At 42.9% G+C, this 13,525-nt stretch carries 7 protein-coding genes and 4 rRNA genes; 2 read left to right on the forward strand and 9 right to left on the reverse strand.

The window, feature by feature from the left end; translation table 11 throughout:
• Positions 1-12: 12 nt before the first annotated feature.
• From glsB to RB215_RS11475, 6 genes are all read right to left on the reverse strand, one after another.
• The gene (gene glsB / locus RB215_RS11450) at positions 13-936 is read right to left on the reverse strand and encodes a glutaminase B (RefSeq protein ID WP_011328992.1); all 924 of its coding nucleotides are present in this window, start codon (positions 934-936) and stop codon (positions 13-15) included.
• Positions 937-1,087: 151 nt separating this feature from the next.
• Positions 1,088-1,202, reverse strand: a 5S ribosomal RNA gene (rrf, locus tag RB215_RS11455).
• 66 nt (positions 1,203-1,268) lie between these two features.
• Positions 1,269-1,383 (reverse strand): 5S ribosomal RNA (gene rrf / locus RB215_RS11460).
• A 145-nt stretch (positions 1,384-1,528) separates the two neighbouring features.
• Positions 1,529-4,419: ribosomal RNA gene (locus RB215_RS11465) — 23S ribosomal RNA — on the reverse strand.
• A 299-nt stretch (positions 4,420-4,718) separates the two neighbouring features.
• Positions 4,719-6,254, reverse strand: a 16S ribosomal RNA gene (locus RB215_RS11470).
• Together the 16S, 23S and 5S rRNA genes form the textbook arrangement of a ribosomal RNA operon.
• A gap of 619 nt (positions 6,255-6,873) precedes the next feature.
• Positions 6,874-7,731: a tetratricopeptide repeat protein gene (locus RB215_RS11475; RefSeq protein WP_041454532.1), complete on the reverse strand. Its 858-nt coding sequence runs from the start codon at positions 7,729-7,731 to the stop codon at positions 6,874-6,876.
• A gap of 113 nt (positions 7,732-7,844) precedes the next feature.
• Here RB215_RS11475 and RB215_RS11480 point away from each other — a divergent pair, with 113 nt between their 5' ends.
• Positions 7,845-9,155 carry an amidohydrolase gene (locus RB215_RS11480; protein ID WP_309216424.1) on the forward strand — a complete coding sequence of 437 codons (1,311 nt, stop codon included), beginning with the start codon at positions 7,845-7,847 and terminating at the stop codon, positions 9,153-9,155.
• A gap of 25 nt (positions 9,156-9,180) precedes the next feature.
• Here RB215_RS11480 and RB215_RS11485 read toward each other — a convergent pair whose 3' ends face one another.
• The 3 genes from RB215_RS11485 to pomA all read right to left on the reverse strand — a co-directional run bounded on the left by RB215_RS11485 (position 9,181) and on the right by pomA (position 13,014).
• Complete coding sequence (locus RB215_RS11485; RefSeq protein WP_089368675.1) at positions 9,181-11,121, reverse strand: DNA topoisomerase III; 1,941 nt, start codon at positions 11,119-11,121, stop codon at positions 9,181-9,183.
• A gap of 202 nt (positions 11,122-11,323) precedes the next feature.
• Complete coding sequence (locus RB215_RS11490; RefSeq protein WP_011329012.1) at positions 11,324-12,244, reverse strand: flagellar motor protein MotB; 921 nt, start codon at positions 12,242-12,244, stop codon at positions 11,324-11,326.
• 2 nt (positions 12,245-12,246) lie between these two features.
• Positions 12,247-13,014: a flagellar motor protein PomA gene (pomA, locus tag RB215_RS11495; protein ID WP_041454537.1), complete on the reverse strand. Its 768-nt coding sequence runs from the start codon at positions 13,012-13,014 to the stop codon at positions 12,247-12,249.
• Positions 13,015-13,282: 268 nt separating this feature from the next.
• Between pomA and RB215_RS11500 the strand changes: the two genes are divergently transcribed.
• Positions 13,283-13,525 (forward strand): exodeoxyribonuclease VII small subunit, encoded by a 243-nt coding sequence (locus RB215_RS11500; protein WP_011329014.1) that lies wholly within the window; start codon positions 13,283-13,285, stop codon positions 13,523-13,525.

Genomic DNA, 13,525 nt, shown 5'->3' on the forward strand with positions numbered 1-13,525 from the left:
AGCTATAACTCCTTAAAATATTGAAATATCGAGTTTTTTAGATAGCAGCTCTAATGCTGCTATCCCCGCCACCGAGTTGCCAAAAGAGTTTAACCCTGGTGACCATACCGCAACCGTAAATTTATTAGGCAATACAGCTAAAACCGTACCAGACACCCCAGATTTCCCCGGCATACCTACCCTATAACCAAAATCACCTGCTGCATCATATAAACCACTGGTAAAGAGTAAAGAGTTAAGCTGCTTAGTTTGACGGCTCGGTAACACCCGTTTACCTGAGGTATTATCAATCCCATTATTAGCTAAAAAGTTATACGCTTTTGCCAGCTCAATACAATTTAGTTCAATTGCACAAAAGTTAAAGTAAGCCCAAAGCACGTCATCTACTTCGTTTTCAAAGTTACCAAATGACTTCATTAAATGCCCCATAGCCGCATTTCTATGCCTAAACTCATATTCTGAGTTTGCTACTTTTTTATCTATTGCTATACACCTATTCCCCGATAAAGCCCGAAATGTTTCAAGCATAGTATGCATCGGAGCCGATAAGCGACTATATAAAGCATCGCAGGTTACAATCGCACCTGCATTAATAAATGGGTTACGAGGTATGCCTTTTTCAAATTCCAACTGAGTAAGCGAATTAAATGCAGTTCCTGATGGCTCTTTTCCCACGCGATGCCATAGTTCATCACCATAACGTTGTAATGCTAGCGTTAATGTCATTACTTTTGATACAGATTGAATAGTGAATTGTTGCGTACAATCACCCGCGCAAAATGTTTCGCCTGAGGTGGTGTAAATAGCAATAGAAAACTGCTCGGGATCAACCTCTGCCAACGCCGGAATATAATCGGCCACTTTACCTTGTGATAATAAAGGAGCTACCTCTTGGGTTATGTCATTCAACACTTGTTGATAATCAGTAGTAGGCAATAGAAACCTCAATTACACGGTTATATAAAGCAGAATTTTAGCATGCAAGCAGTAAGTACGCTTTCACTTTTTAAATAGCTTGTGCTTACTTTATAAATTCTAAAAAGCAAAAAACCCGTTACATTACTGTAACGGGTTTCTTTAATTTAAATCCTGGCAATGTCCTACTTTCACATAGCAAATGCTACACTATCATCGGCGCTGTTTCGTTTCACTACTGAGTTCGGCATGGGGTCAGGTGGGTCCAAAACGCTATTGTTACCAAGAAAATTCGTTTCAATTTTCTTATTTTTATAATTTATTCAATTTAAAGTCTCTCGACTAAATTTGGAGCCTGGCAATGTCCTACTTTCACATAGCAAATGCTACACTATCATCGGCGCTGTTTCGTTTCACTACTGAGTTCGGCATGGGGTCAGGTGGGTCCAAAACGCTATTGTTACCAAGCAAATTAGGGCGTTAATTCGTATCACTACAAATTAACTGAATTTGGAAAATATCTGATAATATTTTTTAAGTCTTTGCGTAAATATCTACTTTAGCAATATTAACTTCTTGCTTGAACTGTCACATAAAACGCGTTTGGCGTTGTATGGTTAAGCCTCACGGGTAATTAGTACAAGTTAGCTTAATGCCTCACAGCACTTCCACATCTTGCCTATCAACGTTGTAGTCTCCAACGGCCCTTCAGAGAGCTTATAGCTCTAGTGAGAAATCATCTCGAGGCCTGCTTCGCGCTTAGATGCTTTCAGCGCTTATCAGTTCCGAACGTAGCTACCGGGCAATGCCATTGGCATGACAACCCGAACACCAGCGGTTCGTTCACTCCGGTCCTCTCGTACTAGGAGCAACCCCTCTCAATTCTCAAACGCCCACGGCAGATAGGGACCGAACTGTCTCACGACGTTCTAAACCCAGCTCGCGTACCACTTTAAATGGCGAACAGCCATACCCTTGGGACCGACTTCAGCCCCAGGATGTGATGAGCCGACATCGAGGTGCCAAACACCGCCGTCGATATGAACTCTTGGGCGGTATCAGCCTGTTATCCCCGGAGTACCTTTTATCCGTTGAGCGATGGCCCTTCCATTCAGAACCACCGGATCACTATGACCTACTTTCGTACCTGCTCGACGTGTCTGTCTCGCAGTTAAGCTGGCTTCTACCATTACACTAACCGTACGATGTCCGACCGTACTTAGCCAACCTTCGTGCTCCTCCGTTACTCTTTAGGAGGAGACCGCCCCAGTCAAACTACCCACCAGGCACTGTCCGTAATCCCGATTCAGGGACCAACGTTAGAACATCAAAACTACAAGGGTGGTATTTCAAGGTTGACTCCACAACAACTAGCGTCGCTGCTTCAAAGTCTCCCACCTATCCTACACATGTAGGTTCAATGTTCAGTGCCAAGCTGTAGTAAAGGTTCACGGGGTCTTTCCGTCTAGCCGCGGGTACACAGCATCTTCACTGCGATTTCAATTTCACTGAGTCTCGGGTGGAGACAGCGTGGCCATGGTTACACCATTCGTGCAGGTCGGAACTTACCCGACAAGGAATTTCGCTACCTTAGGACCGTTATAGTTACGGCCGCCGTTTACCGGGGCTTCGATCAAGAGCTTCTCCCTAAGGATAACCCCATCAATTAACCTTCCGGCACCGGGCAGGTGTCACACCGTATACGTCATCTTGCGATTTTGCACAGTGCTGTGTTTTTAATAAACAGTCCCAGCCACCTGGTCACTGCGGCTCCCGTCCGCTTAGAGAGCAAGTCTCATCACAGATAGGAGCGTACCTTCTCCCGAAGTTACGGTACGATTTTGCCTAGTTCCTTCACCCGAGTTCTCTCAAGCGCCTTAGTATTCTCTACCTGACCACCTGTGTCGGTTTGGGGTACGATTCCATATAATCTGAAGCTTAGAGGCTTTTCCTGGAAGTATGGCATCAGCAACTTCATCACCTTAGTGACTCGTCTCGTGTCTCAGGTTTAGTGTTCGTCCGGATTTACCTAAACAAACGCCCTACTCACTTTCACATGGACTACCAACGCCATGCTTGCTTAGCCTGCTCCGTCCCCCCATCGCAATTATATCGAGTACAGAAATATTAATCTGTTTCCCATCGACTACGCCTTTCGGCCTCGCCTTAGGGGTCGACTTACCCTACCCTGATTAACATGGGATAGGAACCCTTGGTCTTCCGGCGTGGGAGTTTTTCACTCCCATTATCGTTACTCATGTCAGCATTCGCACTTCTGATACCTCCAGCATACCTCCCGGTACACCTTCAACGGCTTACAGAACGCTCCCCTACCACTCAGAATAAATTCTGAATCCGCAGCTTCGGTGCATAGTTTAGCCCCGTTACATCTTCCGCGCAGACCGACTCGACCAGTGAGCTATTACGCTTTCTTTAAAGGATGGCTGCTTCTAAGCCAACCTCCTGGCTGTCTGGGCCTTTCCACATCGTTTCCCACTTAACTATGACTTTGGGACCTTAGCTGGCGGTCTGGGTTGTTTCCCTCTTCACGACGGACGTTAGCACCCGCCGTGTGTCTCCCGGATATTACTTTACGGTATTCGGAGTTTGCAAAGGGTTGGTAAGTCGGGATGACCCCCTAGCCTTAACAGTGCTCTACCCCCGTAAGTATTCGTCCGAGGCTCTACCTAAATAGATTTCGGGGAGAACCAGCTATCTCCCGGTTTGATTAGCCTTTCACTCCTAACCACAAGTCATCCCCTAACTTTTCAACGTTAGTGGGTTCGGTCCTCCAGTTGATGTTACTCAACCTTCAACCTGCTCATGGCTAGATCACCGGGTTTCGGGTCTATACCTTGCAACTATTCGCCCAGTTAAGACTCGGTTTCCCTACGGCTACCCTAATCGGTTAACCTCGCTACAAAATATAAGTCGCTGACCCATTATACAAAAGGTACGCAGTCACCCAACAAGTGGGCTCCTACTGCTTGTACGTACACGGTTTCAGGTTCTATTTCACTCCCCTCACAGGGGTTCTTTTCGCCTTTCCCTCACGGTACTGGTTCACTATCGGTCAGTTGGGAGTATTTAGCCTTAGATGATGGTCCACCTATATTCAGTCAAAGTTTCACGTGCTCCGACCTACTCGATTTCACTTAAAATGTCTTTTCATGTACGGGACTATCACCCTGTATCGTGGCGCTTTCCAGCAGCCTTCCATTAACACATAATAAGCTTAAGGGCTGTTCCGATTTCGCTCGCCGCTACTTTCGGAATCTCGGTTGATTTCTTTTCCTACGGGTACTTAGATGTTTCAGTTCTCCGCGTTCGCCTCGTTAACCTATGTATTCAGTTAACGATACCTGCAAGCAGGTGGGTTTCCCCATTCGGAAATCCTAGTCTCAAGTGCTTTTTACTAGCTTGACTAGGCTTATCGCAAGTTAATACGTCCTTCATCGCCTCCAACTGCCAAGGCATCCACCGTGTACGCTTAGTCACTTAACCATACAACCCAAACGGGTCTTTGTTGTGTGACAGTTTAACTTCGCCAGAAGTCAATATTGAATACTAAAGTAGATACCAATCAATCAACTCAAAGAGTTAATTAAATGGCACTGAATGGTACTGCTACCATTCTTTTTTTACTTTTGAAAACTCTTGATAAATAACAATGTTATTCATCAGAATTTTATTATCAGCTTTTCCAAATTTTTAAAGAGCATATTAATTAGTTATCCCGAAGGACAAGCACTAATTAACAATCATCTGTGTGGACACTACGAACAAATAAGTTCTAAATCGTATAAGGAGGTGATCCAGCCCCAGGTTCCCCTAGGGCTACCTTGTTACGACTTCACCCCAGTCATGAATCACTCCGTGGTAAACGTCCTCCCGAGGGTTAGACTATCTACTTCTGGAGCAACCCACTCCCATGGTGTGACGGGCGGTGTGTACAAGGCCCGGGAACGTATTCACCGCGTCATTCTGATACGCGATTACTAGCGATTCCGACTTCATGGAGTCGAGTTGCAGACTCCAATCCGGACTACGACGCACTTTAAGTGATTCGCTTACCTTCGCAGGTTCGCAGCACTCTGTATGCGCCATTGTAGCACGTGTGTAGCCCTACACGTAAGGGCCATGATGACTTGACGTCGTCCCCACCTTCCTCCGGTTTATCACCGGCAGTCTCCTTAGAGTTCTCAGCATTACCTGCTAGCAACTAAGGATAGGGGTTGCGCTCGTTGCGGGACTTAACCCAACATCTCACAACACGAGCTGACGACAGCCATGCAGCACCTGTATCAGAGTTCCCGAAGGCACCAAACCATCTCTGGTAAGTTCTCTGTATGTCAAGTGTAGGTAAGGTTCTTCGCGTTGCATCGAATTAAACCACATGCTCCACCGCTTGTGCGGGCCCCCGTCAATTCATTTGAGTTTTAACCTTGCGGCCGTACTCCCCAGGCGGTCTACTTAATGCGTTAGCTTTGAAAAACAGAACCGAGGCTCCGAGCTTCTAGTAGACATCGTTTACGGCGTGGACTACCGGGGTATCTAATCCCGTTTGCTCCCCACGCTTTCGTACATGAGCGTCAGTGTTGACCCAGGTGGCTGCCTTCGCCATCGGTATTCCTTCAGATCTCTACGCATTTCACCGCTACACCTGAAATTCTACCACCCTCTATCACACTCTAGTTTGCCAGTTCGAAATGCAGTTCCCAGGTTGAGCCCGGGGCTTTCACATCTCGCTTAACAAACCGCCTGCGTACGCTTTACGCCCAGTAATTCCGATTAACGCTCGCACCCTCCGTATTACCGCGGCTGCTGGCACGGAGTTAGCCGGTGCTTCTTCTGTCAGTAACGTCACAGCTAGCAGGTATTAACTACTAACCTTTCCTCCTGACTGAAAGTGCTTTACAACCCGAAGGCCTTCTTCACACACGCGGCATGGCTGCATCAGGCTTGCGCCCATTGTGCAATATTCCCCACTGCTGCCTCCCGTAGGAGTCTGGGCCGTGTCTCAGTCCCAGTGTGGCTGATCATCCTCTCAAACCAGCTAGGGATCGTCGCCTTGGTGAGCCATTACCTCACCAACTAGCTAATCCCACTTGGGCCAATCTAAAGGCGAGAGCCGAAGCCCCCTTTGGTCCGTAGACATTATGCGGTATTAGCAGTCGTTTCCAACTGTTGTCCCCCACCTCAAGGCATGTTCCCAAGCATTACTCACCCGTCCGCCGCTCGTCAGCAAAGTAGCAAGCTACTTTCTGTTACCGCTCGACTTGCATGTGTTAGGCCTGCCGCCAGCGTTCAATCTGAGCCATGATCAAACTCTTCAATTAAAAAGTTTTATGTCTTTCGACAGCTCAATGAATTCTGAATTTTTTAATATCTTTCGATATTGAATTGACTGTGCCGAAGCAACTTATAAATAAGTTACTTCTGTTGGTCACTCAGTTTTCAATTGAGACTCTAATTTGTTTGCCTCGCTACCTAAGTAGGTTGGCTGTTAGAACTCAATCTGTACGAGTGCCCACACAGATGATTGCTTTATATTGTTAAAGAACGTTTTGAGTCGCTTTAGCGCCTCAAGGGATGCGTATAATACATCCTTTATTTTTCGAGTCAACACTTTGTTTTAAACTTTCTTTTTGGAAGATTTAAAACCGAAGTTTTATTTAACTCTCTGAGTAGTTCGTGCCTTGCTATGCTTCAGCGTTTCCCTTCTCAGTGGGGTCGCATTATAGGGAGCCGCAGATTTTACGCAAGCGTTTTTATCGCCTTTTTTGCATTTAATTTTTACCCCAAAGATACGCAAGCCAGGCTCACAGGTTACCCACAAAACCCTGTGGATAACTGCGCTTTTTATTCCTTAAACAAGCTTACTGTTATATTGCTATAAACTTAAAAATGTAAAAAGCACCTAGATAAGGTACTTTTAAAAGTAATAGTTATTAAGTTTTAGTACAAAATACTATATAACTTGCGACGATACTTTGCTGCAAGTGCATCACCGTCGGGTAAAGAGGCAATAATAGCTAAAAAACTTGGTTTTGCTTCGTTAAAATTCAGATCTTTTTGCAGCACTGTAAATAGTACATCTAATGCTTCTTCTTTTCTGCCGGCTTCATTGAGTAAAATACTTAGCTCTTCTTTTAATTCTAAGTCATTTGGGTACTTTTCTACTTGTTGTTGTTTTTCTTTAATCTCTGGTGAATCTTTTGCTTCAAGCGCAGCTTCGCATTTTGCTTTTATATTATTAAAGTAAGCATCTTGCTCTTGTACATCTATTGTATTAATTAGTGCTTGCGCTTCATCTACTTTATGAATTTGAATACATATATCTGCAAGTACTAATTTAATACGCGCGTTGCTGTTGTCAATTTCATAAGCTTGCTTTGCATAATTAAACGCGGCATTTAAATCTGACTTTAATAATGCTTGCTTTGCTTGCTCTAATAGTAAGTCTTGTTGAGCGGGTAAATGTTTAGCTAATGCTTCACGAATTTTCGCTTCAGCTTGGGCACCCGATAATACATCAACGGGCGCTGAGTCTTTTAACAACACCAGTGTTGGTAGTGTTTGTAAACCAACTTGCTGTGCTAATTGCGAAGCCAGAGCTTGCTCGGCATCGCAATCTAAATTTGCTACTACTATATAGTCGTTATATTCAGCGGCTAATTTATCTAATATTGCTGCCTGGTTAATACATTCAGGACTTTGCGCTGAGTAGAAGTTTAGCAGTACCAACTTTTGTTGTGATGTTTCGCCGAGTACTTGCTGAAAATTTTGCGCGTTGATACTAACTATGTTGCTCATTGAATTGATTGCCATATTCATTTATTTAGGTTTTTATATGGTGCTGAACATAATTATTACAAGTCATATATCTAAATCACTTGGATATACATTTATCTCAATAAGGGAAAATCATGAAGTTAACTTACTTAGGCACAGCGCTATTATTAGCTAGCCCTCTATTGGCGGCTAAATCATTAGACTTAAATTTACATAGCAGCATGCCAGCCATTGAAAGCTTTTACCTCGATCTGCATCAATCACCCGAGCTTTCGTATCACGAGCAACAAACCGCAAAAAAAATAGCAGCGCAGTTAAACAAGCTTGGTTTTGAAGTTACAAGCAATGTGGGTGGTTTTGGCGTTGTCGGCATTTACAAAAACGGAAACGGTCCAACCGTGATGATCCGTACTGACACCGATGGCTTACCTATTACAGAACAAACAGGTAAGGCGTATGCTTCTAAAGTAACAGTAATAGACGAGCACGGTGCAAAAGTAGGTGTTATGCACGGCTGCGGTCACGATATACATATGAGCTCATTCATTGGTACTGCTGAACAACTAATAGCTCACAAAAATGCATGGCAAGGCACGCTAATGATGGTGGCACAACCCGCAGAAGAAGTAGGCGGTGGCGCTAAAGCCATGCTAAAAGAAGGCTTATTTAGTAAATATGCAAAACCTGATCACATAATTGCGCTACATGTAAGTGCAAGTGTGCCTGCCGGTAAAGTTGCGATGAAAAACGAATATACTATGGCCAGCGTCGATTCTGTTGATATAACTATAAAGGGTAAAGGCGGACATGGAGCTTATCCGCATACCACTATTGATCCGGTTATTATTGCTGCGCGCACTGTGCTTGCACTGCAAACTATTACGAGTCGTGAGCTTTCACCGCTTGAGCCATCAGTTATTACTGTTGGATCTATTCATGGTGGCTCAAAACATAATGTAATTTCTGATGAAGTAAAGTTACAACTTACATTACGCAGCTATAACCCTGATATTAGAAATGCACAAATTGCAGCAATTAAACGCATTACCGCCGGTATTGCACAAAGCGCAGGCCTTGAGGAAGCGCTCTACCCTAAGGTGCAAGTACATGAAGATGAGTCAATTCCATCTACATATAACAATCCGGCACAAACCAACCTTGTGCGTCAAAGTATTGCCAGCGCTATTGGTGATGAAAATGTGCTTGAAACCCTCCCTGTAATGGCAGGTGAAGACTTTGGCTTATATGGCCGCACTGACGAAAATATTCCTATCACACTATTTTGGCTCGGTGGCGTTAACCAAGCAAAATATGCAAGTGCAATAAAAGCGGGCAAAACATTACCTTCACTGCATTCAAGTAAGTTTGCCCCAGACTATAAAGTCGCACTACCAACTGGCATTAAAGCCATGAGTAATGCAGCGGTAACTTTGTTTAATCAATAGTTTTATTTAAATAATAGCTCTGTAGTTAACCTGTAACAGAGCTTTTTTTATAACTTGACTTTTTATAAGGCGTTTTTTGGCCACGTTTAACAAAACGCTTTTTAGCTGAAGTTTTAGGCAGCTTTGCAAATACATTGCTATCGCAATTTGCAGCTTGTTGTACAAAACTATTTAAGTCGGCAAGTAAAGGCTGTAAAAATTGCTGATAGCTCATTACTTGCTGTGCAATATCACCTAAGCTCGACTCCCATTTAGCGGTTAAATCGGGGCGAACTAAACCTTGCGGCAGCACACTAATAAGTGCACTCCCGGTTTCGGTTGCTTTAATTAATTTGCCTTCACGTTTTAAAAAACGGCGTTTAAATAATAATTCAATGATCCCCGCTCGCGTTGCCTCTGTGCCTAAGCCATCGGTGTCTTTAAGTACTTTTTTTATCTGTGGATCTTGTACATAGCGGCTTATGCCTGTCATGGCTGCAAGTAAAGTCGCATCACTAAAGTGCGCTGGCGGTGAGGTATATTTTTCAACAACCTCCCCTTGCGAGCAAAAAAGTAACATGCCTTTTGTTAAAGGCGGTAGCGTGGCTTCATCTTTTAATTCAGACTTACCCATTAGCACCTTAAAACCCAAGCTTACATCTTGCTTTGCATTTGCTTTAAATAACCCGCCAGCAATAGTTATCTCTGCTTTAGTTTCGTTGTAAATATAGTCGGGATAAAACTGTATTAAATAATGACGACATATTAATTGATAAACCTTTGTCTCATCGCTACCTAAACTTGCCGACTTTAACTGTTTTGCCGTAGGGACAATGGCGTGATGCGCAGCCACTTTTGAATCGTTAAAACATTTACTACGTTTTTTACTATCAGCTGCTTTTACTAACTCAACACCTTGCCCGCCATTAGTGCTTATAGCTTTTAAAATAACAGACGCATCTTGGTGATGATCATTAGGTAAGTAGCGGTTGTCTGAACGCGGGTAGGTAATTAACTTATGACGCTCATAAAGAGTTTGGCATATATCCAGCACCTTTTGCGCTGGCATAGCAAATGCTTTTGCCGCGTCTATCTGCAAAGCAGATAAGTTATAAGGCAGTGGCGCAGTTTGTTTTTTTTGTTTTTGTTCAAGCGCCGTTAGCTCAGCATTTTGCTGTGTGATACGCGAGGCTACGTTTTCAGCCAATGCTTTATTTAATACTCGCCCTTCTTCGTCTTGATAAGGCTCACATGCCTTACTGGGTATCCATTTTGCACTAAATGATTGTTTTTCGGGGGTGACTAAGTGGGCTAATACTTCATAAAATGGCTTCGATACGAAATTTGCTATGTCATTATCTCTATTAACCACCAAGCCAAGTATGGGTGTTTGTACTCGTCCCACAGAAAGTACGTTACCAAACCCAGCTTTTTGCCCTGCTAAAGTATAAGCGCGGGTTAAATTCATACCAAACAACCAATCAGCACGAGAGCGCGCTAAGGCTGAAACGCTCAACGGAATAAACTCACGGTTAGATCGCATAGTCGTTAATGCTTTTTTTACTGCAGCTAAGTTTAAATCACTAATTAATAAGCGTTGAATATGCTGCTTTTTAGTTTTACTTATTTTGGCTTCTTCAATAACTTGATCGACAAGTAATTGCCCTTCTCTATCGGGATCACCTGCATGCACTAGTGCTGTAGCCTGTTTGATTAGCTTTTTTAACACAGTAAGTTGCTTGCGAGTTTTAGTTTTTGCTTTTAATTGCCACTGCTCAGGAATGATAGGTAGGTGCTCAAACTGCCACTTTTTAAAGCGCTCATCATAGTCATCGGGCTCGGCTTGCTCGAGCAAATGACCAATACACCAAGATACGCAATCACCATTTGCAACTTCAATGTAGCCATCGTGCTTTTTGTGCGGTTTTGGTAACGCGTCGGCAATAGCACGCCCTAATGACGGCTTTTCGGCAATATAGAGTTTCATATGCAAGCTCTTTTACTGTTTATATACACAGTAGTTTAGCATATCAATTCACAGCGTGGGATGTTTTTATTAAACCGTACTATTTAACAACTCTGAGGTATTTGGCTGAGGTGGTGACTTTTAGTCAATTTTGACTAAAAGTCACCTGAAATCAATTACACTTAGTTTGCTTAAACCAAGTGTGTTTTTAATAAAATGACTGCTACCTTACATCGATAGGATCAGACTCTTTGGCCTTTCCTTGTAAAATAGATATTTCAACGCGACGATTACGACGGCGATCTTCATTGCTGTCATTTGGCACTAACGGCCGGGTTTCAGCACGCCCTACTACCATCATTCTATTTTTATCAAATCCAACTACTTTTTGCAGCTCACTAGCTACTGCAACTGCACGCTTAGATGAAAGATCCCAGTTATTAATATATAACTCGTTTGAAACCTGAAAATCGTCAGTATGCCCAGACACGGTAATTTCTCCAGGCACATCTTTTAATAGCACGCCAATTTCTTGAATAATGGGTTTAAACTTAGGTTGTAAAAATGCGCTACCCGAAGGGAAAGAGCCATTTTCACGAATACGAATAATTATTTGCTGCCCTAATGATTCAAGCTCTATGGCACCATCAATTATTTGTTTTTCTAATTGCTGAGCGATTTTTTTAACTAAGTCGTTTGTTTGCTGTTGATCGGCCGCTGAAATTGCTTGCTCCGATGCTTGCTCTTTGGAAGTACTACGCGACTCGCCACCACGTTTATCGCCCCGCTGCTCTTGCCTTCCGCCTGCTGAGCTTTCATCACCTGCCTGAAACTCTAACATTTGCTGGGTCATTTCTACCGTTTGCTGTTGAATTGTTTCAATTGGGGTAGGCTCTGGCTTGCCCGGAGTAAACTCCATAGCAATAACTGATGTGCCTTTGGGAATATCTTTAACTTCTATTTTATTTTGTACACCAAATGCAAATTTCATCGAACCGGCAATTTGTTTAAATTTAAGTACATCCATTTCAGAAAACGCAAGCAAGAGCACAAAAAAGCACATTAATAGCGACATTAAATCTGCGAATGTCCCCATCCACGCAGGTAAACCTGGGGGTGGGCACTTGCACTCTTGATCAGACATAGTTAATCCTCAGTGTTTACTTTACGTTTTGATTCAGCAAGATAGTTTTTCAAAATACCTTCTATTACTTTTGGATTTTGACCATCTTGAATACCTAAAACCGCATCTAAAATTAAACGTTGATTCATTGCCTCTTCGTCTTTACGCAGCTCCAATTTTGTTTGAATAGGAATAGCGACTACGTTAGCTAAAAATGCGCCGTATAATGTGGTTAACAATGCCACCGCCATAGCCGGACCAATTGCTTTAGGATCATCCATATTAGATAACATCGCAACTAAGCCTATTAAGGTGCCTATCATTCCCATTGCTGGGGCTATATCACCCAAAGATTTAAATAAAGTAGCACCCGACTCATGCCGTGCTGTAGTTAATGAAATATCTTTTTGCAGAGTGGCCCGCACTACGTCTGCGTCGTGGCCATCTACTAGCATGTCAACGCCTTTGCGCATAAATGGATTCGGTATTTCTGCCTCTTCAAGTGCTAAAAACCCGCCTTTACGTGCTGAATCTGCAAGTTCAACTGCTTTTTCGATTAACTCTTCTGGCGACTCAAGCTTAAACATAAACGCTTTGGTAACCACCTTACCTATGCCAAAAAACTGTGACATAGTAAAGTTTGATAAAACGATAAATAATGAACCGCCAAATACGATTACAACAGAGGGCGTGTTGTAAAACATAGCCATTTCACCGCTACTACTCATAAACATGGACATGACAATTAAGCCAATTGCGCCAAGGATCCCAATAATGGTTGCTAAATCCACATTCCCTCCAAAGGTTTTTGCTTTTATATGCAAACGTTTGTTATTAATTGTTTATCGGCAAGATACTGAATTGCTTAAGCCATTTTTTATAGATAAACATAAAAAGCTGGATTAAGCACTATTCTAGATCAACTTGTGTAATCTATCTAATTATCAATTTTTTAAAACATAAAACGTTTATTAACGAAAAAACCATTTCATCCTTTGACCTAGTTTAGCATTCCCCCTAAAATTGACTTCTAAATTTATTATGTAAGTTGAAATAAAGATGGCGACTAAAAAACCTGAAAACTTAAGTTTCGAGCAAGCACTAGAAGAATTAACAACAATCGTTAGTGAAATGGAACAAGGTGATTTATCGCTTGAGCAGTCATTAAAACAGTTTGAGCGTGGCATTGCTTTAGCAGGCGCATCGTCTAGTAAGTTGCAACAAGCTGAGCAAAAGGTGGCTATTTTAATGGGCAAAGATGAGAAGTCTGTATTAACCGACTTTGATAATGATATGGAATAG

It is taken from the genome of Pseudoalteromonas sp. HL-AS2 (assembly GCF_031198805.1).
GTDB lineage: Bacteria > Pseudomonadota > Gammaproteobacteria > Enterobacterales > Alteromonadaceae > Pseudoalteromonas > Pseudoalteromonas nigrifaciens.